The sequence below is a fragment of the Streptomyces sp. ISL-87 genome, from assembly GCF_018614095.1.
Classification (GTDB): Bacteria; Actinomycetota; Actinomycetes; order Streptomycetales; family Streptomycetaceae; genus Streptomyces.
In genome coordinates this window covers 24,772-46,874 of sequence record NZ_JAGGOY010000079.1, presented here as the reverse complement: position 1 = coordinate 46,874, position 22,103 = coordinate 24,772, and the positions used below count along the sequence as shown (strand labels likewise).

Below are 22,103 nucleotides of genomic sequence, written 5' to 3'. Positions count from 1 at the left end.
GACTCTCTGTGTGAGCGTTGAGATGCCGAGCTGCACGGCACGAGAGAGGTGGCGTCCGATGGACAGCAAGGACAAGGACAACCCGGCGGCCGAAGTGGCGGTGACGATCAGCGATTGCTCCAAGACGGACGCGCGCACCGTCATCGACCTGCTCGAACACTTCTTCCCGGTGGCTGGGACGGGCCGCGCCGTCGAAGGCGGTAGCGCCGCGACCGTATGGAGTACGACCCTCGACGCGGCCAAGCCCCCGGAGCGACGGCCGGCGCCCGTTCGGGTGGAGGACTCGGTCAGCGTCGCACTGCAGGGGAGCCCGCGGGCGGTGGACCGGGTGCAGGCCGCGCTCGCCGGGCACTTCACGGTCGAGGGCGCGGGAGCAGTATCGGGCGACCAGGAGAAGGAGATCGGGCTCCGCATCCGCTCCGCGTAACCGTCGCCCCTCTCGTGGCCCGGTACTCCCTGTGTACGGACGCCGACTCAGGGCACACGCGGTGCATGACCGTACCCAAGACAAGCGTCGTCGTCCTGGACAGTGCCGAGCCGGAGTTGCTGGCGCGGTTCTACGCCGAACTCCTCGGTGCCACGGCGGGGCCGGCTGCCCGTGACGACGATCTGATCCTCATCACCGGCCGCACCGGCGTGGTACTCGGGGTCCGCCGCGACCCGAACCACGCCCCACCGAGCTGGCCACCGCCGGAGGACTCCCAACAGGCACATCTGCGCATCCTCGTGGAGTCACAGTCCCTCGACGAGGCCGAGCGCGAGGCCGTGGCTCTCGGGGCACGTCCGGTGGCTGCCGAGGAAGACGGCAGCCGGCCGGACAACCGGACGAGCCTGCGCCGCTACGCCGACCCTGCGGGCCATGCGTTCGTCCTTGCCGCCATTCGGGAAGACCCCACCCCCGACCGCCTCCGCGAGTGAGCCGGCCGCGGGGGCGGCGCGGCTCGGGCCATCGGGATCAGCTCTTCTGGAGTTCCAGACGGAAGGCCGGGCAGACGTCGGGGTCGAAGTCGTCGTAGACGAAGATCCGATCGGCGTCGATGCCGATGGAAAGCTTATCGAGGGTGTCGCCCGAGGTGACTTCTGCCGGATCCTCGAACTGCAGCCGAAGCAGGGACCTGTGCGTCGAAGCGCGGGCGTCCTCCACCTCCCAGGTGCCGGAGCCAGTAAAGGCCTTGCCCGGCTTGGACTTGTGGAAGCTGCCGGTAGGCCAGTTCTCCGTCGTGAGGGTGCCACCCCGGTTTTCGCCAGGGGTGGCGGTGAGGGTGAGGCGGACGCCCTCGGCCTCGTGGGACCCCTCGTAGGTGCCGACGAGCTGAGCAGCGCTCGCCGTGGTCGACGCTTCCGGGACGCAGCGTTCGAAGGTGTCCGAGCCGCAGGCGGTGAGCGAGCCGCAGAGGACGGCCAGGGCTGCCGCGGCACGGCGGATGCGTTGTGGTCGGTGGTGCACGGGACTACTTTCGGTCTGCCGGGATGCGCTCGGTCCATGTGATCTTCTGATCAATGGTGGACAGCATGCCATCCTCGCGATTCGTCTTCTCCAGCCACTTGTAATAACCGATGTAGTGGAGGAGGGACTCGTTGCTGGTGGAGTTGTTCAGGGTGTACTCGACCACGAGCGAGCCGTCGGGATCCTGGCCCTTCACGTTGTAGTCGAGGGAGTACGAGCCCACGAAGGCCTCGCCGAGGTGCTCCTCGTCATTGGTGAAGATCGCCGGGAGGTCGGTGGTGAAGAGCTTCTTGAGCGCGCCGACCTTTCCGTCCTTTGAGATCGAGTAGCTGACCGTGCCGTCCTGGCTCCCGTGCTCCTGCCAATCGGCGAGGGTGTCGGCCCGGAGCTGGTCCATGCTCACGCTCTTCTTGATGAGCTCCGTCATCTGGTCGCCGTCGTGGTACTCGCGCTCTCGTGGGCCACTGCCGGTGCCGTAGTCCCAGCCGAGCGAGTAGGCGCCCTCCCCCTTGTGGGCGGGGTACGGGTCCTTGCCCTGCATCGCGAGGTTGAGGGCGTTGTAGTCCTCGTGAGAGATCTTGTCGGTCGTGTCGATGTTGCTGTGCTGCGGCTTGCTGTTGAACCACTGCCCGAGCCCCACGTCGGACATCAGCGCGAACGCCAGGTTCCGGTCGGCGATGATGCCCCGCTTCACTATGCCGTCGATCTCCCGCTGGGCGCCCTCGATCGCCTTGGCCTCCGGGGAGTCCTTCTCGATCACCTTGCACTGGCCCTCGAACACCGTGGTGGCGACGGCGCCGCTGGCCTGGATGAAGACACCCTTCTCCTGGGCGCGACGGACCGCGTCCTGCAGGTCCTTCTTCACCACTTTGAAGTCGCCGAGGGCATCCTCCATGACGCCGATCACCGCGTCGGCGACCTTGGCGGCCGAGTCGATCTGCCGCTCGATGTCGTCGATCATCCGCCATGCGTAAGGCGCTGCGACGCCCTCCCAGTAGCCCTTGTCCCGGAGCGGAGTGAGCATTTCGTCGTGGACCCGTTTGGGGAGCTTCGCGAGAGCGTCGCGCGTGGTGCGCCACTGGGTGACGAGCTTCTCCAGCGGACCGAGGTCCGTTTCCAGGATCTCCTGGTAGAAGGTGGTCATCAGATCCTCTCCAGCTGCGAGCGGCGGCTGACGCCCCTGAACGACAGGGCGGCCGCCGGTCCGGGAAGTACGCCGTCGGCCATGTGCGGACCCCCCTGTACGCGAACGCAAATAACGAACACACTTGCGCCCGTACTCTAGTTCAATCGATCAAGGCATCGAGAACGGGCCGATGTCCTTGCGCTCGCGGGCCGGATGGGTGGCAAGCGCTACGTGGTGGACAAACCCGTAGGCCATGGGACGACCTGCTTCCTTCGAGCAACATCGGAACGGAAAAGTCCCGTTGTGGAAGCCTCGGGGCTCACAAACGGGACTTTTCCGTTCCGAAAACTGGTGCCGCGGCCCCGGACCCCCCCGGCTTGTCGCGCCCACGCGGGGCAGCCGCACCATGTCAGTCCGGTCAGTCGTCAGGCGCGGCAGCGCAGCATCTCCAGCGGGGGGTTGTCGAGGAAGTCCGCCCAGAAGTCCGCTCCGAACTTGCGCACGCCGGCGTCGGACACCTTCAGTGGGACCCAGGTCACCTCGCTGAATCCGGCCGCCCGCAGGCAGTTTTCGTAGACCTCGCGGCGCGGGCGGTTGGCGACGAACGAGATCGGCGGGTCGAGCAGCGCCGTGGTCCGGACTTGCGGTCCGGTCTCGGCCTCCTCGCCGGTGAGCTCGCTGAGGAAGCCGTACTTCTCCGGGGTCGGCCCGTCGAAGCGGAAGTCGGGCGACTGGTTGAGCACGAAGAGCTCGCCGCCGGGCTTCAGACTCCGGTGCGCGTTGCGGCTCATCCGCTCCGTGGCGGCGATGTCCTCCGCGTAGTTGAGCAGCTGGACCGCCAAGGCGATGTCGAACCGCTGCTCGAGGGGCCGCAGTTCGGACACGTCGCCCACCTCGTAGCGCACACCCAGCGGAGCGCGCTCTTCCAATGCCTGTGCCACGGCGATCATTTCACCGGAGATGTCGATTCCCAGCACCTCCGTGGCGCCGCGCCGCTTGAACTCCCGGCTGTAGAAGCCGGTGCCGGATGCCAGGTCGAGGACCGACTTGCCGCGTACGTCCCCGACCAGGGCCAGGAAGCCGGGCACCACCGCGTAGTGCTCCAGCGGCAGGGACTTGAAGCCCTCGTACGCCTCACCGATCTCGTCATACTGCTGCACGCTCATCGTGCTGTCCTCCCCTGTGCTTCGTCATGTCCTGGCCTCGGCCCCCCGGACCCCGGGACGTGCCGCAGCCTCTGACGGGAAGTCTTGCCGCACCCCGGCAGGCCGTCGTACTGGCAGAAGCAACGAAGATGCGGACCTCGTCCCGGACTCCTGTACGGGCGGGCGTACGGATTCGAACTCGGTGAACTTCCGCAGCGCTGTGTCACCCGTACGGAGGAAAGGTCACTTCATGTCTCGATGCGGTGATCCACTCGAGGTTGGATGGAGCCTTTGGTGCAGGACCACCGTCTGAAGGCTCAGAGCCCCGACATGCCCGCTGAACAGTACGGGCGCCGGACTGGACCCCCTCCACCGTTACTTGCCCTCTGCCTCATGCGTGAACGGAGACGCCCCCGTGCGAATGACCGACATCCAACGGTGCGAGGTCCGGCCCGGACTGCTCATCGAGTGGACGCTCGATCCGGCGGCCATCGAGACCGCGACAGACCTGCCGGAAGACTCCCGACCGCCTGGGTACGTCCAGGAGGCACACATCAGGACCGCTCGATCCGTCCGCGAAGACGGCCTGTTCGTGCCGACCTGGCTCGGCACGGCATTCGACATCCCGGGCACGGTCGATCTCGACGTACTGCAAGATGCACTACGGAGCTGGACACTCCGGCACGAGACGCTGCGCAGCGGCTTCCGTTGGGCCGGCGATGAGATGCGCCGGTTCACGCTCGACGCCGAGGCCGTCTCGCTGTATCGCGGGGTGGTCGGCGAGTTCTCGGACGCGGGAGAGCTCGTCCAGTACCTCCAGGACCGCTTCGACGTCGCGGCGGACGCGCTCAGCTGGCCGAACCTCATCTACACGGCGGTTGTCCGGGATGACTGCACGAGCGTGTACATGGCCTTCGACCACAGCAACGTCGACTCGTACTCCATCCAACGCATCCCCTCCGAGATCCACGAGCTCTACACGGCGGGCGTCGAAGGCCGGGCCGTGGAGCCGGCACCCGTCAGCAGTTACGTCGACTTCTGCGAGATCGAGCGGGCGAACGCGGACCAGATCGACGAAACCCACGCGATCGTCGCCCGTTGGCGGGAGTTCATCAACCGGTGCGACGGGAAACTGCCGAACTTCCCCGTCGACCTCGGGCTGGAGCCCGGAGGGAAGCTACCCACCCAGAAGCTCATGCAGGAGATGCTGGTGGACGCCGACGACGCCGCCGCGTTCGAGTCGTATTGCCGGCCCTTCGGCGGGAGTCTGGTCGGCGTCCTGGCAGCCACGAGCCTCATCGTCCACGAGATCGGCGGGCAATCCGTCTACCGCACGGTCGTGCCCTTCCACACCAGGGCGAAATCCCGATGGCACGACTCCGTGGGCTGGTACGTCGGCGGCGCACCGATCGAGATTCCCATGGCGCAGAAACCCGATTTCCACAGCGTCCTGGCGATGGTGCGTGCCGAGCTCCAGGCCAACAGGTCACTGGCCCGCATGCCCATCGCCCGGGTACTGGGCCTGCTCGGCTCCGACTTCCGCCCGACGTCGCCCGACCTGTACTCGATCGTCTCGTTCGTCGATGCCCGGGGCATCCCCGGATCCGGGCGCTGGACTGACCTGAAGGCATACGGCCTGGTCAGGGTGTCGTACGGCGACCAAGTATGCGCATGGATCAACAGGCTCCATGAGGGGCTGCAGTTCGCGAGCCGCTACCCGGACACCGACATCGCGCACAAGAACATGCGGCTGTACGTGGAGCAGCTGCGGGAAATCATCATCTCGGTGGCCCGCGGCCACTGACCGATGCGCAGGCGGTCAGCCAAGGAAGGACAGCCGAACGTTGCGTCGGGGGTTGTCCCTGTTTGTGTCCACCAGTACCACCGATTGCCAGGTCCCCAGTGCCAGTTCGCCCCGTACCACCGGCAGAGTGGCGTGCGGCGGCAGGAACGCGGGCAGCACGTGGTCGCGGCCGTGCCCGGGGGAGCCGTGCCGGTGTTGCCAGCGGTCGTCGGCGGGCAGCAGCGTACGCAGGGCGTCCAGCAGGTCGTCGTCACTGCCGGCGCCCGTCTCGATGACGGCCAGCCCGGCGGTCGCGTGTGGGGTGAACACGTTGAGCAGCCCGTCCTGCCCTCGGGCAGCCTCCCGCAGGAATTCCGCGCAGGCGGCGGTCAGATCGTGGACGGTCTCCGTAGCACCGGTCGTGACGTCGAGGACCCGCGTGGTGAATGTGTCTGCCATAGGCTCATCCTCACTCGGGCACCGCGAAAGGGTGCCCGCCGCCGCACCGCTTCCGGCACGCGGACTGTGACTGTGTGTACGGCTGTGACTGTGTGTACGGCTGTGACTGTGTGTACGGCTGTGACTGTGTGTACGGGCCGTACGTCAGGTGCCTTCCATGACCCGTTTGGCGGCTTCACTCTCGGCCGCGGCAGGGGACAGCTCGGACAGCGTGTCGAGTTCGGTGTCCTCCGCCAGCTCGGCCTCCCAGGCGGCGGTCAGCTCCTCCTGCCGCTCGCGCGGCATCTGATCGACCTCTTCCCTCCGGGCCGGGCTCAGGGCCTTCAGGAACCGCGAGACCGCGTCGTTCGACATCGCTTCTCCTTCTTCCTTTCAGGGGTCGTACAACCACCATCCCCCTCCAGGCGCCGGAACCGCAGCTCGTGCGCGGCGATCGGGACCTTCTCCGGCCTTTCGGGGTCCGACGATCGATCGCTGTTCACTCCGAGTGATCGGCGTGGTCCCTCAGGCTCCGGCCGGTACAGCCACGGGGATCCAGGCCAGGCCGCACACCGCTCAGCCACTGCCCGGCGCCGGAGTGGGCCGCACCTCGAACCCGGTGAGTTCCTCCGGGGCCGGGGCCTCCTCGCGTACCTCGACGCCATTTACCTCGGCCGCCGACGGGCCCGTATGCGCCCACCGCACCATCCTCGCGACGGCGTCCTCGTCCGCTTCGAACACCGCTTCCACATCGCCGTCGGGCAGATTGCGCACCCACCCGGACACCCCGTGTTCAAGGGCCGCGCTCCGGCAGCTGTCCCGGAAGAACACACCCTGGACCCGCCCGGTCACGATCACGCGCTTGCGTACCATGTCCCGACCATAAAGCCCGTCGGCTTCCCCCGCCGGGACGCCCCGGCCGTGCCGGAAGAGCACCCTGGAATCATGGCCAGAACCAACGAAGAGGTCGAGGCGCTGCTCCAGGAGTACGCGGACCTGATCGCGATCACCGGCGGGGACGCCTTCAAGGCGCGTGCCTACGAGAAGGCCGCCCGCGCCATCGGCAGCCACCCGGCCGATGTCGCCCAGCTCGACGCCAAGGGTCTGCGCGAGATTCCCCACGTCGGCAGGTCCATCGCCGACAAGGTCGTGGAATACCTGCACACCGGCCACGCGCCGCCCGACATCGAGACGGCCAGGGCCTCGATCCCGGCCGGGGTGCGCGAGCTGATCAGCATCCCCGGACTCGGGCCGCACAAGGCCATGGCCCTCTACCAGGAGCTGGGCATCTCGTCCGTGCCCCAGCTGCAGGACGCCATCCAGGGGGAGCGGCTGCGCGACCTGAAGGGGTTCGGCGAGCGCACCGAGCAGAACATCCTGCACGGCATCTCTGTGCTCCAGCAGGCCGGCAGCCGCATCCTCCTCGGCGCCGCGATGGACGTCGCCGAGCAGATCGTCTCCGACCTGTCGCGGATCCCGGGATGCGTACGGTGCACCTACGCGGGATCGCTGCGCCGGATGCGGGAGACGATCGGTGACATCGACATCCTGGTGGCGGCGGATCGGTCCGAGCCGTTCATGACGGCCCTCGCCGGTCTCCCGTACACCGCCGAGGTCATCGCGCACGGGGCGAAGAAGACCTCCATCCGCACCACCACGGGCCTCCAGGTCGATCTGTGCGTCCTGCCCCCAGCCTCCTGGGGAGCGGGACTGCAGTACTTCACCGGCTCCAAGGCGCACAACATCCGCACCCGCGCGCTGGCGGTACGCCAGGGGCTCAAGCTCTCCGAGTACGGCCTCTTCGATGCCGAGAGCGGCGAGAACCTCGCCTCGGAGACGGAGGAGGAGATCTACGCACGGCTCGGCCTGCCCTGGATCCCGCCGCCGCTACGAGAGGACCGCGGCGAGATCGCGGCCGCGCTGCGCGGTGAACTCCCCGCCCTCCTGACGGAGCGCGACATCAAGGGCGACCTGCACACCCACACCGACCTCACCGACGGCGTCGCCTCGCTGGAGGACATGGTCGCCGCGGCCGCGGAGCGGGGCTACGCCTACTACGCCGTCACCGACCACGCGCCGGACCTCGCCATGCAGCGCATGACGCGGGAGAAGATCCTCGCGCAGCGCGAGCAGGTACGCGCGCTGGACCGCACCGCGCGAGGGATGCGACTGCTGCACGGCACGGAACTCAACATCGGCCCCGACGGCGGCCTGGACTGGCCGGACGCCTTCCTCGCGGACTTCGACCTGTGTGTGGCCTCGGTCCACTCCCATTTCAACCAGAGCAGGCAGGCCATGACCCGCCGCATCATCCGCGCCTGCGAGAACCCGTACGTCGCCGTAATCGGCCACCCCACGACCCGGCGGATCGGTAAACGCCCTGGCGTGGACGCCGACTTCGACGCGATCTTCGAGGCGTGCGCGCGTACGGGTACGGCGCTGGAGATCAACGCACACCCGGAGCGGCTCGACCTGTGCGACGAGGACATCCTGCGGGCGAGGCGCTACGGAGTGAAGTTCGCGGTGAACTCGGACGCGCACGCGACGACGCATCTGCCGTACGTCCGGTACGGGGTGGGCACGGCCCAGCGCGGGTGGCTGACCAAGGACGATGTCGTCAACACCTGGCCGTGGTCCCGGCTGCACCGCTTCCTGAACTAGACGTTCAACGACCGCCGGATCAGATGATCCGGCGATCGTCGACCTCGACGGACAGGTACGGCCATGGTGTGACGAACCGCGCCAACTCGTGGGACGTCGATCCGACGGCCGTGAGCAGGGGCTCGGCGGGGAGACGCTGAAGCCAGGCTCCGCCTGCGCGGCGGTTGGTATGGACGAGCCATTCGCTGAGCGCCGCGACGACGGACATGCCCCGACGCGGATAACCATCGGGAAGCAGTTGCGCGTCAGGGTGGTCGAAGAACCGGAGGTCCTTCGACGCCATGACGGGCTTCTTCACGGGCCGGCCGTGATCGTCGAATCGGGTGTCTGTGCCTCGTCCGTCATCCGCGACGGACACTGAGCCATCGGCGTGAAGGGTGACCGTGCAGCGCCCCCCGCCCGTGGACTCAGCCTCGTCGGCTGCATAAGCGACGACTTCAAGGATCAGGTGCCCCGTGCCACCGGGAGCGAACGCGGCCGGATCGCTCCGGATGGACGAGAGGTGGTCGATGTCCACGGCGCTCGCCCAGTCGTGCGTCGTGTTACGCCAAGAAGCCGTTGCTCTGTCCATCGGAGAAGTATGACAACCAGGCAGGCGGCGGAACGAGAGGCGCTGGTCAGGGTTCGGGTTACTCCGGCCAGGGACTGGTTTGAATGGTGGTGACGAAGTCGGTTCGGGTGAATTCGGGTACGAAGTGAGCCAGGACATCCGCGTTGACCGTGCCGAACGTGGTGTCGGGGCGGTCCTTGAAGCCGTCCGTGAACGCCGTCAGGATCTGCCGCTTGAAGTCCGGTCGGGGATGGGCGGTGGTGACCGCGCGGATCGCCGCCGGGTCGAGGTCGCTGTGGCCGATGCCCAGGACGTCGGTCTCGACGCCGGCGGTGACCAGGGCGACCTCGGCGTCCATGAACTCGGGGATGCCGGGAGTGGTGTGCAGCGCGATCGCCGTCCACACCCGCTGCACCGCGCTGTCGGCCATTCCGTGCGAGGCCAGGAACCGGCGGGCCTCGTCCGCGCCGTCGACCTCGAACCGCCGCCGACGGGCTCGATCGCCTCCACGCCCCGTTCCCTGGGCCCGCCCCAACCGTCCTCCCACACCGGGTCTACCCGGTGCGCCCGCGCGTTCCCCTCCCCGTACCGCTTACGCACAGGGTGAGTTCGGGATCAGCGAACCGCGTCGACGCCCCCACGGGGCCGCGGCGGCCCTCTTCGCCGACCGGCTGGGCCGACCCCATGCGTCCGGGCCCGGACCCAGGCCCCGACCTGCCGTGGCCCTCGGTGTGGTCCCGAGTCGGGGCCTGGGTCCGGACTGATGACGGGGCTCGGCGACGCGGACAGGCCTGCGGACGAGTGTCCGCACCATCGCCGCGCCCGCCACCACGGCGCAGAGATGCAGCCCAACCGCGACGACGAGGTTCTCAGGCGGCCTGGCGCCAACCGGGCCCGCCCACGCTATGTACAGCGTGATGGGCAGTTTCCAGGCACTCCACGCGAACAGCGAGCCCGACCCGACCCAACCGAACACCAGAGGCACCCAGCGGGGCAACCGGGCAGGTCGCGCCCGGGCGACCAGCCAGACGGCGACGGATCCGGCGAGCGCCCAGAAACCGGAGACAGCTCCCAGCACGTACCCGTCGGTGACCCGCTCGGCCGGGTGCGCGATTCCGATGGTGCCGCCGACCGCCCAGTAGAGCCAGACCAGCCCGACCGCCGCACCGACGGCGGCCCCCCATGGCGGCGCGGTGCGCGGGTCGTCGCCGACTCGCCCAGTGAACGCTTCCGGCCAGCGGCGCCTCAGATACGCGGGGACCGCGAGGGCCAGCCCCAGCCCCATGCCCAGAAAGCTGAACTGGAGCAGTGCGCCCTCCCAGACCGGCATGGCCGGATCCTCGCTGCCGCCCTGTGAGCCGCCGCCGTTATCCAGGAGGGCGCTGAGCACGCCGAACGGCAGTATCGAGACGAGGAACCCCGACCCGACCCAGGCGGGGAACGCGACCAGCGCCCCCGGTATACGCATCCCCCACGGCCGCACCAGAGCAAGCGCCAACGCGATCCCGATCGCGGCCATGCCGACTGTGACGATGTTGAGAACCACCCACTCCGCCACCCCGAAGCCGTCGCCGACCGGCAGCACCCCCAAGAGCGAGCCGACCACCCACGACACCTTGATCAGCAAGTACGGAGACAGCGCCAGGGCCGCCCCGTAAGCCGCTCTCCGCCCGACCCGATCCCACCGTTCCAACAGAACTCCCCTTCCACTAGCAGGAATTCCATCTTCGAAGGTGGCCCCGACCAGTCGCATCCCTCGCTGGCCGCATCCGCCTCCCCCGTCCGGGGGAGCCGACCGAGCTCGTGCCGCCCGGTTCGCCGCCTTCCGATACGTCAACTCGCGGCCGGGGTGCCTTTCGAAGGGGGGCGGCGATGGCGAGGCGGGGCTGATCAGGCGATGGTGACGACGATCTTGCCGCGGGTGTGGCCCTCGGCGTTCAGGCGCTGGGCGTCCGCGGCCTTCTCCAGTGGGAAGGTCGCGGCGACCTCGACCCGCAGTCGTCCGCTGTCGGCGAGGTCGGCGAGCGCGGTGAGGTCCGCGGTGTCCGGCCGGACGAAGACGTAGTGGCCGCCGAGGGCGAGTACGGCGCCGTCGGCGATCGAGGCCAGGCGGCCGCCTTCGGCGAGGAGCCCGGGGGAGAGCTGCAGGGCGTCGCCGCCGACCAGGTCGAGGACGGCGTCCACGCCCCGCGGGGCGAGCGTACGGACCCGGTCGGCCAGGCCCTCGCCGTAAGCGACCGGCTCGACGCCCAGGGCGCGGAGGTAGTCGTGGTTGCGTGCGCTGGCGGTGCCGATCACGCGGGCGCCGAGGGCGGTGGCGATCTGGACGGCGAGGGAGCCGACGCCGCCGGCCGCGGCGTGCACCAGGACGGTGTCGCCAGGCTTGATCTCCAGGGCGCGGGTCAGTGCCTGGTAGGCGGTGAGGCCGGCCAGCGGCAGCCCTGCGGCCTCCTCGAAGGTGAGGGCTGCGGGCTTGCGAGCCAGTGTGCGCACGGGTGCGGCGACGTACTCGGCGAAGGTGCCACGGCCGACCATGTCCTCGCGAACGTAGCCGATGACCTCGTCGCCCGGGGCGAACTCGGTGACGCCGACGCCCACCCGCTCCACTACGCCGGCCACGTCCCAGCCCGGGATCACCGGGAAGACGGCGACCATCAGGCTGTCCAGGTAGCCGGCCTGGATCTTCCAGTCGACCGGGTTCACGGAGGCGGCCTTGACCTTGACCAGCACCGCGTCGGCGCCGAGCTTGGGCTCCGGGACGTCGCCGTATTCGAGGACGTCGGGGCTGCCGTAGGTGCGGTAGGTGATGGCCTTCATGGCGATACTCCAGAACAGATAAATTAGAGAACCTGGATGATTGAGGTCCTCAAGCAATAAATCGAAGGTAGACCTCAATGGTTGAATAGGTCAAGTAATCGGCCTAGGGTGGAGGCATGACCTGGACCACACCCCCCGCGGCGCCCGCTCCCGCCGCTCCCGGCAGCGACCGCCTGGTGGAGCACCTCGCCCACGCCGCCGACTGCTACTACCGCGCCTTTGCCACCGCCGCCGCCGCCGACCACGGCCTCACGCTCATCCAGGCCAGGCTGCTCACCGTGCTCGAGCGGCCGCTGTCCATGCGCGCCCTGGCCGCACTGCTCGGCTGCGACGCCTCCAACGTCACCGGCATCGTCGACCGGCTCGAAAGCCGCGGCCTGCTCCGCCGGGAAGCCGACCCCGCCGACCGGCGCATCAAAACCGTCGTGCTCACCCCCGACGGCGAAGCGACCGTCCTGCGGGTTCGCGCCGAGATCACCACCGCCCTGCCCCACCTCGGACAACTCGACGACAGCGAACGCCGGACCCTCCAGGACCTGCTCGACCGGGCCTTTCCAACGGCGTCCGGCTGACCTGGGCCCCCGGCCGCACGCCGCGATGCCGCCCGAAGGTTCCGCGCGGGGACCGCGCGCCGAGAGGGCGTAACGGCCGTCCGGCGATAGGTTTCGGCGGCATGACGGAACCCATTTACACGGACCCCATCTACTACGTCGACCGCTCAGACATCCACGACGGCAAGCTCGCGGAGGTCAAGAGCGGAATGCGCGATCTGGCCGCGTTCGCCGAGGAGCGCGAGCCGCAGCTGATCGCCTACCACTTCTACATCGACGAGTCCGAGTCCACGATGACCGTACTGGCCGTACATCCTGATTCGGCGTCGATGGAACTCCACATGGAGCTCGGCGGACCGAAGTTCCGCGCGTTCGGTGCGCTCATCCGCATGAGATCAATCGACGTGTACGGCCGGCCCAGCCCGGAGGTCGTGACGCAGCTCCGCCAGAAGGCCGAGATGCTCGGTGGAGGCACCGTCAACTTCCACACCCCGCAAGCGGGCTTCAGCCGACTGCACCCGCCCCGGAACACAGCCCAAGGGTCTCGTGCAGGGTGAGGGCGTCGGCTACGGCAACTTGGCGAAAGGGGAGAGGAACGCGCGGGCGCCGGGCGTGTCCAGGCGGTACGAGACGTTGGTCGCGTAGCACGGGCCGTCGCCCGTGATGGTGGTGGCGACCAGGGTGAGCTTGCCACCGAGCGTGGCGAAGTTCGGGCCCCCCGAATCGCCGTAGCAGGCACCGCCGTTGCCCTGCGGCGCGGTCATGGCCAGACGGACCCAGGCGTTGTTGAGGGCGTCGAAGGTGACGGGGGCCTTCATACGGACGCCGCCGCCGGGGTGGGTCTGGCCGCCGGGGCCACGCGCGGCCTCCTGAGTGCCGTATCCCGCGACGGAGAACGGGGTGGCGTTCAGTCCTTGCGGGCCCAGGGCGTCGAGCGCTCCGGCCTGGGGGAGTGTGGCCGGGGTGAACGTCCAGCGCGCCTTGATCTGGGCAGCGGGCAGCTCGATGACCGATATGTCGTGACTGTCCGAGGCCGGTCCCGGGTAGGCGGGGTCGCTGTGGGCGGCGCCCTGTACGGCGACGGCCTTCGCCGCGGCCGCCGGGTCGCCGGGGTGTTCGGCGGCGGCCTTGTCGAGGCCCGCCTGCACGTCCTGGTCGAGGGAGACGTAGAACTTCACGTTCGCCGGCCAATCGGTGGTGCAATGCGCGGCGGTCAGGAAGGTATCCGCGTCGATCATGGTGCCGGAGCAGACCCAGTCGACCCTGTCAGGGGTGGCCGGGTCGTCGTCGTTGTCCCAGGTGGCGACGAGGGCGCCCACCTCGGTGCGCTCCGGCGCAGGCGTCGCGTTGTACGAGTTGATCGCCGAGGACGGTAGGGCAGTGCCGAGGACGAGGGCGCAGGCCGCAGCGGTGACGGCACTCAGACGTACGGGTACGGCAGTCAAGGGAAACCCTTCGATGTCGTGGGACGGGGGCTCTCCTGTGGGGTGATCGACAGTGAAGCGCGCGTGGGGGCGTGCGGCAAGAGTGCCGGGATTCTTTGGCTGTTGCTTGACCGATTTCCCGTTACAGAAGGGAAGTTGGTAAGGATTTGCGGTCGATGCCGCTCGATCGGGTGTGGTTGCGTGCGGCTTCCCCATCCGCGGAGGGCTCCCGGATCGGGGTCCTAGCCCGGGTGACCGGCGCGGGAGACGCTTTCACCGGAGGCTGATCGCCCGAGGGGAATGGCCGACCGGACCTCCCATCGTCCTCAGTCGTCAGCGTCAGGCGTCGTAGCATCGCCCCATGTCTCAGGCCATCGCTCCGGTGGCCGCGTCCAGGGCATAGACGGCTTCTTTGTTCTTGCTGGTGACGTACAGCACCGCGCCGGCGATCAGCAGGGAGCTGCCGCTGATGGGGGAAGTCCAGCTCTTCATGCCGGTGGTCGCGTCGAGCGCCTGGACGTGGGGGTCGTCGCCGGTCTCGCTGACGTACACGACCCCGTCGGCGCACTTCAGCTCCTGACGGTCCGGGCTGGTGATCGACCACTTGGTCTTCCCCGAGGCCACGCTCAGGGCATGCGTCCGTCGCGTCCGCGTACGTACAACGCCCCGTCGACTGCCGTCAGCGTGCCGCGGCCGAGGTTGTTACCAGGGCGTGCGGACCACTTCCGCTTCCCGGTGGCGGCATCCAGCGCATGTACCGACTGGTCATGAGAATCGTCGGCCGAGGACCCGGAGACATACGCCCCCCGTCGGCCACCTCCGCGCCCTTGTACGCACTGGAGGAGCCCTAAACACGCTGGAGGGGCTGAGAAACTCCCATTTCGTCTCGCCGGTGGCCGCGTCCAGAACGCAGAGTTTCTCGTCCAGGCCGCTGACGTACACCGCTCCGTCGATCACCGCCGGAGGCGGGACGTCGAGGGAGTCGCCCTCCTTGGCGCCGGCTTGGCCGTAGCCCCCGCCCTTGAGGGGGCGGGACCACTTCGCCGCCCCGGTTGCCGCGTCCAGCGCGTACACCGTGCCTTCACGGATGTCCTGGCCCTTGATGTACACCATCCCGCCGTCCACCACCGGGGGTGAGAGCTTTCGGCGGCCGACGGCGAACGGCCCGTTCCTTACGGGGATCCTCGGCCCGGTCGGCAGGGGCGCCGAATGAGCGCACGCCGCTCGCGGCCTCGACCGGCGCCCAGCGGGGGCCCTCCTGTCGGCTGGGCGACTGCACGGGACGGGGCAAGGTCCGCCGCACCATCCGCGGAGCCCACCAGTTGACGTCGCGCAGCAGCGTCATCGTGGCCGGAACCAGCAGACAGCGCACCAGCGTGGCGTCGACCACGACGACGATGGCGAGCGCGACCGACAGCTGTTTGACGACCATCAGCTCGCCCGTGGCGAAGCCGACGAAGACGATGCACATCAATGCCGCTGAGGAGCTGATGATCCGGGCAGAGCGCTGAAGCCCGAGCTCGACCGCGCGGTCGTTGCCCACCCCGGAGTCGTACAGTTCCTGAATCCGGCAGAGCAGGAAGACCTCGTAGTCCATGGACAGGCCGAAGGCCAGCGCGAACACGACGACGGGGAGCCAGTAGCCCAGCCCGCCAAGGGTGTGCACGCCCAGCAACCCCGCACCCCACCCGTCCTGGAACACCAGGACCAAGGCGCCGAACGACGCGCCCAGCGAGAGCGTGTTCATCGCGATCGCCTTGAGCGGGAGCAGAACCGATCCGGTCATCAGAAACAGCAGGACGAGGGTGGACAGTGCGATCAACGCAGCGGCGCGGGGCGCGTAGTCGACGACCTCGGCCCTGAAGTCGATGTCCACGGCGTTGCGCCCCGTGACCCAGATCGGGAAGTCGGCCGGCCGCTCGCCCCGCAGACGGTGCACCAGCCGTTCCCCCGGAGAGTCCACCGCGCCCGGCCCCGCCTCCACCCCATCCCGCCCCGCCTCCACCACGTCCAGCCCCGTGTCCACCGCATCGGCCACGGGAACGACCCGTACGACGGCGACCCCCGGCCCCGAGGCGGTGGCCGTGCCCACCGCCTCTACCTCCGGTCGGCTCGCGAACCGGCCGGCCCACGCCTGCAGCCGGGCGGGATCAGTACGGGCCACCACGAGGACGGCATCGGCGCGCTGCTGGGGAAACCGTTCGGCCACGAGACCGGCGTACCGACGGGCCTCGGCCCCCGGCGGAAGCTGGTGCTCCCCGACCGGGCTGACCAGATGCACCCGAAGGAACGGGGTGGCGCAGGCGAGGAGCAGAACTCCGACGCCGATCACCACCATCAGTGCGTGCCGCCGGGTCCACCGCGCGAGACGGGCGAATGCGCCGTCATCGGTGTCCCGCGCCGCGCGCGACCCGATCCTCTCCGGGAACGCCGCCAGAAGCGCCGGCGTCAGTGTCAGCGCCCCTGCCAGCGAGAGGGCGACGGTCCCAGCCGCGGCCAGGCCGATCGCGGCGTAGAAATCACTGGGGAAGGCGGCGAGTCCGCACAGCGCGGCGGTGACCACCAGCGCCGCGAAGACGATCGAGCGCCCCGCGGTCCGCGCCGTGCGGACGACGGCCTCCGGAACCGGGTGCCCCGCGGCCCGCTCCTCCCTGAACCGGCCCACCGTCACCAGCGAATAGTCGATGGCCAGGCCCAGCCCGACCATGGTGGTCGTGGACAGGGCGGGCGAGGTGAGGCGTACCAGCGTGACAGGAGGAGGAGCCAGAGCATCCCCGTGACGACCGTGCCCACGGCCGCGAGCAGCGGCACCGATGCCGCTACGAGGCCCCCGAAGAGGAGATAGACCACCACCAGGGTCACGGGCAGGGTGATCAACTCGCTGCGCCGGGTGTCGGCCAGCGACCGGGCGGCCACGGCGTGGCGCGCGCGGTCGCTGCCGCCGAGCGTCACTTCGACACCGGGCACAGCGTCGGCGATCTCCCGCAGGCGGGTCTCGACGGCGGCCGCCGATGCCTTGCGTACGGTGTCGGGAAGGTCCCGCTTCAGTTGTACGGAGACCAGGGCCGCCTCCCCGTCGGCGGAGACGGCCGGATCGTGAGGGCGCCCACCGCTCGCGGACGCAGTCGGGGCCGCCGGGGCTGCAGTCGGGGCCGCAGTCGGGGCCATCGCGGTCACCGCCGGGGCGCTCACCGTCAGCACGCCGTCGATCGCGGACACGTCACGCTTCATGGAGGCCAGAGCGCTCCGGAACCGGGGACCGGCCACAGGTGCGCCGGCCACTACCGCGTCGATCTGCTCACCGTGCGCCCGAGCGCCGTCCATCAGGCGGTTTGCCCGGACCGACTCGTGCGCGGCCACGCTCCACGGCTGCCGGTCCAGGCGGTCCATGACGGGTCCCACGGCCCACAGTCCGGCCCCCACGATCAGCAACCACACCCCCAGCACCAGCCGGTGGTGGCGGACGCACGCCAGCGTGAGCCGGGCCGTCACGCGGCGCATCGCCGAACCTGCCTGCCGTACCGGTACCCGGACCCGATGGTGATGTCGCCCGGCCGGCTCGCGGTGAGCCATGTAAGTCCGCCGTCGTGCTCCGGGTCCAGGCAGCCGGCGTCCGCCCGCAGCCAGGGCGAGTAGGCGATCCGTAGTGTCACCGTGCCCGGCTCCGGCATGCGCACGACGACCTCGGCGCTGTTCGAACTCACCACGGAGGCCGGCGGGTCGACCATGGGCACCGGATCCTTGACCCGGTAGATCCGCCAGTTCTCGTCTTGCCACACCGGCTCGAGATATCCCGGCCCCCTCGCCACCAGCATGTACTCGCGCTCCCACGCGCCGTCCAGCGGCCCGTTGTGCAGGACGACGAAGCCCACGGCCCACTGGTCGAGCCAGCGGCGGTAGGCACCGGGGGTAAGGGCCCCCGCCGGACCGCCGTTCCCGCCGGACCGCTCGTAGAACAGCCGCCCGCGCACGACGTCGGCCTGCCGGTTCCAGCCGCGCGCCAGGTTGACGTGGGGAGCCAGGACGGCCGCCTCGCGATGGCTGCGCGCCATGACCACCTCCACGCGGCTGCGGTCCGCCCCCATCCGCTTGAGCGCGCCGACGACACCGTCCGTCTCCGCGGCCCACGCGGGCACCTCGGCCGTGTCCCTGAGGTGGGCCGCCGTGCTGCCGCCCACCCAGGCCACCGCCAGGGCGAGGACGAGCGGCAGCGAGAGCCGCCGCACGGTTCCCCGTAGCCCCGCGGCCAGCCCGCCGCCTGTTCCCCCGTGCGGACTCCGTGGACCAGCGCGGCGGCGAGCAGGACCGGCGGGGCAGCCAGATGGGCCAGCCGCTCGACGTTGGTCCCGATGGGGGAGGGGATCAGATAGACCAGTCCCACCCCGACCGCGTACACCGCCGCGGCCCGTCGCACCGTCCGCCAGGCGCGCGGTGCCGCCGCTGCGGCGGCTACCCCCATGACCAGCGGGGGCCAGACCCGCACGAAGTCCATGGGCTGTTCGCCCCAGAAGGGGATGAGCCAGGCCGTCAGGCCGAGGACGACGGCCGGCGGTACGAGCAGCCCGGCCGAGTGTCCCCATCGCCTCATCAGCAGCAGGCCTGCACCCACGACGGCAAGGAACAGGCCGGCGACGGGGCTTGCCAGTGCAGCCAGCGCCGCCCAGAGCGCCGTGACCCCGGTGTGCCGCCCACCCAGCAGGGCCACGAGCGCCGCGCAGGCGAAGGCGATGCCCAGCATGAAGGTCGTACGCCCCGAGGCCACCTGGCACCAGAGCATCAACGCGAGTGTCACGGCGGGCCACTGGGGCCGGCGCAGGCCGCTGCGCACGCAGAGCACCCCGGCCAGCCAGGTGGAGACCAGCCCGCAGGCCAGGGTGACGGGCACCACGCCCAGTGCCGCCATCGCGTAGGGAGACAGAAGGCTGTAGCCGACCGTGTGCAGCCCGCCGTACCAGGAGAGGTTGTAGGGGGAACCGGGGTGCCGCGCGACGAATCCGGCCCAGGCCTCCTGCGCCGCGAGGTCCCCGCCGCCCGTGGCGAGGAACGCCGCCCACAAGGCGTACAGCGGGAGAACGGCCCCGGTGACGATCAGCGGCACACGGTGCCGCCGGTGCCACGGCGCGCCGGCGGGGGAGAGGACGACGGGGAGCGCAGTGGGGTGCGGGGACAGTTCGACGGAGGCCACGTCAGGGAGTTGTCCGTTCGGGCGGTGGGCAGGGTTGTTCGGATAACGACCGAGGGCGCCAGATGTGATCACCCGTCGCCTCTCGGCAGTACCTTTTGTCTCGATATGGTGATGGTGTGTCGGCCGGAAATCCCCGCCCGACATGCGGAAGCCCTCCGTTCCTTGACCGATGGGCCGCGTGAACCGACCCGGCCTGCCGCCTTCGGTGGGTGACGGGCCCCGCGATCGGCCACCCAGGGGCCGTTGCGAAAGTCGATCTTGATGAGGCTAGAGTTCCCGTCTGTCGGCTTTCATGTGAGGAGGGACGGGATCCATGGATGTTCGCGTGCAGACCCGTGTTTCGGCATACGCGATCGCAGTGCAGGACGATCGGCTGTTGTTGGCCCGCCTGTCGGATGCTTCGCCGATCTTCACGCCTGGGCTGTGGCACCTGCCGGGCGGAGGGATCGACCCGGGCGAACAGCCCGTGGAGGCCCTGGCGCGTGAGCTTCGGGAGGAGACAGGGCTTGAACTCGCCGCTGCTCGACTGCTTGACGCGCGGACATACGCGGTCCAGCGGCACGGAGTGAGCTGGAACCTCACAGCATTGTTCTTCGCCGTAGACCTCAGGGGAGGGACACCGGCGGTCGTTGAGATCGACGGCTCCACTGACGCGGCTGTCTGGATCCCCCTGGCGGACTTGCAGGACGCCATGCTGTCACCGGCGGCTGCTGATGCCCTTCGCATGCTTGGACGCGAGGGACAGAATGAACGTGCTGGTCACGGCCACTCGTTGAGGACCGCGACCAGCACGGTCGCCTCGTAGCGGACAACGAGCTTGTCGTATCGCGTGGCCACCGCTCTGTTGCCCAGCCGTGATCACCACGGACAAAGGCTTCTGGGTGCCGAAGATGCCCATGTCTGCGCGGTGGCGGCCAGGAACCCGGCGCCGGGATGACCCCGAGGCGGGGCATGCTGAATGATCACCTCGAAGCGCTTCGTTGGCCCCGACCTGGACTGGTAATGATGAACCCACCCGCCCCCGCCGTCTCCCCGACTTGGCGCCGACGCGCGCTGCTCATACCGCTGTTGGCAACCGCTTCGGCCGTACTGCTGGCCGCGCGCGGGGTCTTCGACTCGGACACGTTCCAAAACTGTCATTACCTGGGCCCCTCCACGCGGATGTACGTCACCTCGTGGGCCGGTCTTGCCTGTGCCGTGGGCTCCCTGCTGGTGTACACAGCTCTGCGCCGCTCCGCGCACCGGCACGGACCGCCGGCGGGGGCGGCCTGGCAGCGACGGCTCGCGGCGGTGTCCGCCGCCATCGCCCTGGTACTCGTGCTGGTGCTGCTCATGGCGGTATACACGCTGTACGCCCCGGATCCGAGCGGCGGGAACGACTGCTCGGGCCTGTTCCCGATCACGGGGTAGGACGACCACTGACCGCACCACGGGCTACTTCCCTGGCTCGGCGATCTCGCGGCCCAGTACGGCTGGTCCGCCATCTGGGGTACGACCACCTGAGGCGCGCCGGCCCGGGCGGCCGTCGTCGTCGTGCCCGCCTCTTTGCCTTGATCGTCCGCTATCGACGGACACCCTCCTCGCGAAGCGGCGGCGCGCCGCAGACGGCGGTGCCGTCGGCCCGTGATCCGGTCGGGTGCGGCCCGCCCGGCCGCCGTAACCTGCTCAGCAGGCAGGTGCGTTGCTCGGATCGGACTGTCTGAGGATGCGCCGAAGCCAGCGGGAACGGGCGTTGCGGGCGTCCTGGCTGAGAGCTGACCGTGGTGCGAAGGTGTCGAACCCGTGGAAGGCTCCGGGCCATACGTGCAGTTCCGCTTGGCCACCGGCCTGCCAGATCGCATTGGCGTAGGCCACATCCTCGTCCCTGAAGGTCTCGGCCGAGCCGACCTCGATGTAGGCCGGGGGAAGCCTGGACAGATCCGTAGCGCGGGCGGGAGCCGCGTAGGGCGGCAGGTCCGCGGCGCCGTACCGGTCGCCCAGCAGCGCCTGCCACGCGGTTGCGTTGGAGGTCCGGTCCCAGGTGTCGATGCCGGCCATCTGGTGGCTGGAGTAGGTGTTGTTGCGGTCGTCGAGCATCGGGCAGAGGAGCAGTTGCCCGATCGGTGTGGGCCCGCCCCGGTCACGGGTGAGCAGGGCGAGTGCCGCGGCGAGTCCGCCGCCGGCACTCTTTCCTCCGATAATGATGCGGTCCGCGTCGATGCGCAGTCCGGCGGCGTGTGCGGCCACCCAGACGAATCCGGCGTAACAGTCCTCCACCGGTCCGGGGTACCGCGCCTGCGGAGCCAACCGGTACTCGACGGAGATGACGGCCAACTCCAGCGTGAGAGCCCATTCGCGAAGCAGCTGCGGAAGTACGGACCACGCATTTCCCATGATCATTCCGCCGCCGTGCATGTAGTACAGCAGCGGCAGCGGCCCGGCGATCCCGGCGGGCCGTGCGCTCACGAGCGTGACGTCCTGCCCGCCCGGCGCGCCCGGCACACGCAGCTCATCTACCTCGAAGCGGCCGTCGGCCTGGAGATCCCGAACCGTCGGCCTGGGCCGGACCAGAGCATCCCGCTCCTGCCGGGCCGCAAGGTTCTCCGGGGTGAACGGCTCCCTCGCCTCGTCCCCCAAAGCCGCCAGCGCCACACCCAGTTCGGGGTCGAAAGGCGGCGCATCCCAAGCCGTCGAGACAGGGCCGGGCTCGGACGGCATGCCACCGGCACTCATGACGAGCCATCCCGTCGGGTGTGGGAACACCGGCCGGCATCCCGACCGGAACAGCTCGTCAGCACGTCCGTGCGTGTACGGAACGCTTGCGCGAGGTCCATGCGACGTAGTCAATCACCTGCGATCTGGATCGGCATCACCCGCAGGTCTGCCGGTGCCGAGTGACTGCCCAGCGCGGGAAGGTGGGTGGTGCTGCGCTACAGGTCCGCCGGTTCACCTGCCTTGACACCATGCCTGGGCGTGGGTGATGACGTCTGGGCTGCC

24 protein-coding genes and 3 pseudogenes are annotated in these 22,103 nt (G+C 69.5%); 9 read left to right on the top strand and 18 right to left on the bottom strand.

What is annotated here, in order from left to right; translation table 11 throughout:
* Positions 1–58: 58 nt before the first annotated feature.
* On the top strand, positions 59–427 hold the full coding sequence (locus J7I97_RS27710) for a hypothetical protein (protein ID WP_214939930.1): 369 nt from the start codon (positions 59–61) through the stop codon (positions 425–427).
* 65 nt (positions 428–492) lie between these two features.
* On the top strand, positions 493–918 hold the full coding sequence (locus J7I97_RS27705; protein ID WP_214939928.1) for a VOC family protein: 426 nt from the start codon (positions 493–495) through the stop codon (positions 916–918).
* Between the two features lie 37 nt (positions 919–955).
* Here J7I97_RS27705 and J7I97_RS27700 read toward each other — a convergent pair whose 3' ends face one another.
* From J7I97_RS27700 to J7I97_RS27690, 3 genes are all read right to left on the bottom strand, one after another.
* Positions 956–1,447, bottom strand: a complete 492-nt coding sequence (locus J7I97_RS27700; RefSeq protein ID WP_214939925.1) for a hypothetical protein — start codon at positions 1,445–1,447, stop codon at positions 956–958.
* Between the two features lie 4 nt (positions 1,448–1,451).
* Entirely contained in the window at positions 1,452–2,591 is a 1,140-nt protein-coding gene (locus tag J7I97_RS27695; protein WP_214939921.1) for a hypothetical protein, read from the bottom strand.
* Between the two features lie 407 nt (positions 2,592–2,998).
* On the bottom strand, positions 2,999–3,739 hold the full coding sequence (locus tag J7I97_RS27690; protein WP_214939918.1) for a class I SAM-dependent methyltransferase: 741 nt from the start codon (positions 3,737–3,739) through the stop codon (positions 2,999–3,001).
* Between the two features lie 400 nt (positions 3,740–4,139).
* Between J7I97_RS27690 and J7I97_RS27685 the strand changes: the two genes are divergently transcribed.
* The gene (locus tag J7I97_RS27685) at positions 4,140–5,522 is read left to right on the top strand and encodes a condensation domain-containing protein (RefSeq protein ID WP_214939914.1); all 1,383 of its coding nucleotides are present in this window, start codon (positions 4,140–4,142) and stop codon (positions 5,520–5,522) included.
* Positions 5,523–5,537: 15 nt separating this feature from the next.
* Here J7I97_RS27685 and J7I97_RS27680 read toward each other — a convergent pair whose 3' ends face one another.
* The 3 genes from J7I97_RS27680 to J7I97_RS27670 form a co-directional block, all read right to left on the bottom strand.
* A complete protein-coding gene (locus J7I97_RS27680) occupies positions 5,538–5,960 on the bottom strand; it encodes a YjbQ family protein (RefSeq protein ID WP_214939911.1) in 423 nt (140 codons plus the stop codon).
* A 144-nt stretch (positions 5,961–6,104) separates the two neighbouring features.
* Positions 6,105–6,314, bottom strand: coding sequence for a hypothetical protein (locus tag J7I97_RS27675; RefSeq protein WP_214939908.1), 210 nt, complete (start codon positions 6,312–6,314; stop codon positions 6,105–6,107).
* 201 nt (positions 6,315–6,515) lie between these two features.
* Positions 6,516–6,812 carry an acylphosphatase gene (locus J7I97_RS27670; RefSeq protein WP_214939905.1) on the bottom strand — a complete coding sequence of 99 codons (297 nt, stop codon included), beginning with the start codon at positions 6,810–6,812 and terminating at the stop codon, positions 6,516–6,518.
* 72 nt (positions 6,813–6,884) lie between these two features.
* On the opposite strand from J7I97_RS27670, the gene polX reads away from it, so the two are divergent.
* Complete coding sequence (gene polX, locus J7I97_RS27665; RefSeq protein WP_214939901.1) at positions 6,885–8,600, top strand: DNA polymerase/3'-5' exonuclease PolX; 1,716 nt, start codon at positions 6,885–6,887, stop codon at positions 8,598–8,600.
* A gap of 19 nt (positions 8,601–8,619) precedes the next feature.
* On the opposite strand, the gene J7I97_RS27660 is transcribed toward polX, so the two are convergent.
* The 4 genes and pseudogenes from J7I97_RS27660 to J7I97_RS27645 all read right to left on the bottom strand — a co-directional run bounded on the left by J7I97_RS27660 (position 8,620) and on the right by J7I97_RS27645 (position 11,967).
* Positions 8,620–9,171, bottom strand: coding sequence for an ATP-binding protein (locus tag J7I97_RS27660; RefSeq protein WP_214939898.1), 552 nt, complete (start codon positions 9,169–9,171; stop codon positions 8,620–8,622).
* 58 nt (positions 9,172–9,229) lie between these two features.
* Positions 9,230–9,637 (bottom strand): annotated as a pseudogene (locus J7I97_RS27655) (diguanylate cyclase); the annotation flags it as partial.
* A 105-nt stretch (positions 9,638–9,742) separates the two neighbouring features.
* Positions 9,743–10,756 (bottom strand): hypothetical protein, encoded by a 1,014-nt coding sequence (locus tag J7I97_RS27650; protein ID WP_308369408.1) that lies wholly within the window; start codon positions 10,754–10,756, stop codon positions 9,743–9,745.
* A gap of 284 nt (positions 10,757–11,040) precedes the next feature.
* Entirely contained in the window at positions 11,041–11,967 is a 927-nt protein-coding gene (locus J7I97_RS27645) for an NADP-dependent oxidoreductase (RefSeq protein WP_214939892.1), read from the bottom strand.
* A 116-nt stretch (positions 11,968–12,083) separates the two neighbouring features.
* On the opposite strand from J7I97_RS27645, the gene J7I97_RS27640 reads away from it, so the two are divergent.
* Positions 12,084–12,539 carry a MarR family winged helix-turn-helix transcriptional regulator gene (locus tag J7I97_RS27640; protein WP_214939889.1) on the top strand — a complete coding sequence of 152 codons (456 nt, stop codon included), beginning with the start codon at positions 12,084–12,086 and terminating at the stop codon, positions 12,537–12,539.
* A 101-nt stretch (positions 12,540–12,640) separates the two neighbouring features.
* Complete coding sequence (locus J7I97_RS27635; RefSeq protein ID WP_214939886.1) at positions 12,641–13,075, top strand: hypothetical protein; 435 nt, start codon at positions 12,641–12,643, stop codon at positions 13,073–13,075.
* Between the two features lie 9 nt (positions 13,076–13,084).
* Here J7I97_RS27635 and J7I97_RS27630 read toward each other — a convergent pair whose 3' ends face one another.
* From J7I97_RS27630 to J7I97_RS38970, 7 genes and pseudogenes are all read right to left on the bottom strand, one after another.
* Complete coding sequence (locus J7I97_RS27630; protein WP_214939883.1) at positions 13,085–13,963, bottom strand: trypsin-like serine protease; 879 nt, start codon at positions 13,961–13,963, stop codon at positions 13,085–13,087.
* Between the two features lie 345 nt (positions 13,964–14,308).
* Positions 14,309–14,608: pseudogene (locus J7I97_RS27625) on the bottom strand (PQQ-binding-like beta-propeller repeat protein); the annotation flags it as partial.
* Positions 14,569–14,703: pseudogene (locus tag J7I97_RS40455) on the bottom strand (hypothetical protein); the annotation flags it as partial. The pseudogenes J7I97_RS27625 and J7I97_RS40455, both read right to left, overlap by 40 nt.
* Positions 14,704–14,707: 4 nt before the next feature.
* Positions 14,708–15,055: a PQQ-binding-like beta-propeller repeat protein gene (locus J7I97_RS27615; RefSeq protein ID WP_214939880.1), complete on the bottom strand. Its 348-nt coding sequence runs from the start codon at positions 15,053–15,055 to the stop codon at positions 14,708–14,710.
* On the bottom strand, positions 15,024–16,649 hold the full coding sequence (locus J7I97_RS27610; protein ID WP_214939876.1) for an MMPL family transporter: 1,626 nt from the start codon (positions 16,647–16,649) through the stop codon (positions 15,024–15,026). The genes J7I97_RS27615 and J7I97_RS27610 overlap by 32 nt, the downstream gene beginning before the upstream one ends.
* Positions 16,610–17,443: an MMPL family transporter gene (locus J7I97_RS27605; protein ID WP_214939873.1), complete on the bottom strand. Its 834-nt coding sequence runs from the start codon at positions 17,441–17,443 to the stop codon at positions 16,610–16,612. Before J7I97_RS27605 ends, J7I97_RS27610 begins: the two co-directional genes overlap by 40 nt.
* On the bottom strand, positions 17,431–18,168 hold the full coding sequence (locus J7I97_RS38970) for a hypothetical protein (RefSeq protein ID WP_251059228.1): 738 nt from the start codon (positions 18,166–18,168) through the stop codon (positions 17,431–17,433). Before J7I97_RS38970 ends, J7I97_RS27605 begins: the two co-directional genes overlap by 13 nt.
* Positions 18,169–18,669: 501 nt before the next feature.
* On the opposite strand from J7I97_RS38970, the gene J7I97_RS38965 reads away from it, so the two are divergent.
* The 3 genes from J7I97_RS38965 (at position 18,670) to J7I97_RS27590 (ending at position 20,537) form a co-directional block, all read left to right on the top strand.
* Positions 18,670–18,852, top strand: a complete 183-nt coding sequence (locus J7I97_RS38965) for a hypothetical protein (RefSeq protein ID WP_251050507.1) — start codon at positions 18,670–18,672, stop codon at positions 18,850–18,852.
* A gap of 588 nt (positions 18,853–19,440) precedes the next feature.
* The gene (locus J7I97_RS27595) at positions 19,441–19,932 is read left to right on the top strand and encodes an NUDIX domain-containing protein (RefSeq protein WP_214939870.1); all 492 of its coding nucleotides are present in this window, start codon (positions 19,441–19,443) and stop codon (positions 19,930–19,932) included.
* Positions 19,933–20,195: 263 nt separating this feature from the next.
* Positions 20,196–20,537 carry a hypothetical protein gene (locus tag J7I97_RS27590; protein ID WP_214939867.1) on the top strand — a complete coding sequence of 114 codons (342 nt, stop codon included), beginning with the start codon at positions 20,196–20,198 and terminating at the stop codon, positions 20,535–20,537.
* Positions 20,538–20,792: 255 nt separating this feature from the next.
* Here the strand turns inward: J7I97_RS27590 and J7I97_RS27585 are convergent, their stop codons facing one another.
* Entirely contained in the window at positions 20,793–21,839 is a 1,047-nt protein-coding gene (locus tag J7I97_RS27585; protein ID WP_251059227.1) for an alpha/beta hydrolase, read from the bottom strand.
* Between the last annotated feature and the right edge of the window lie 264 nt (positions 21,840–22,103).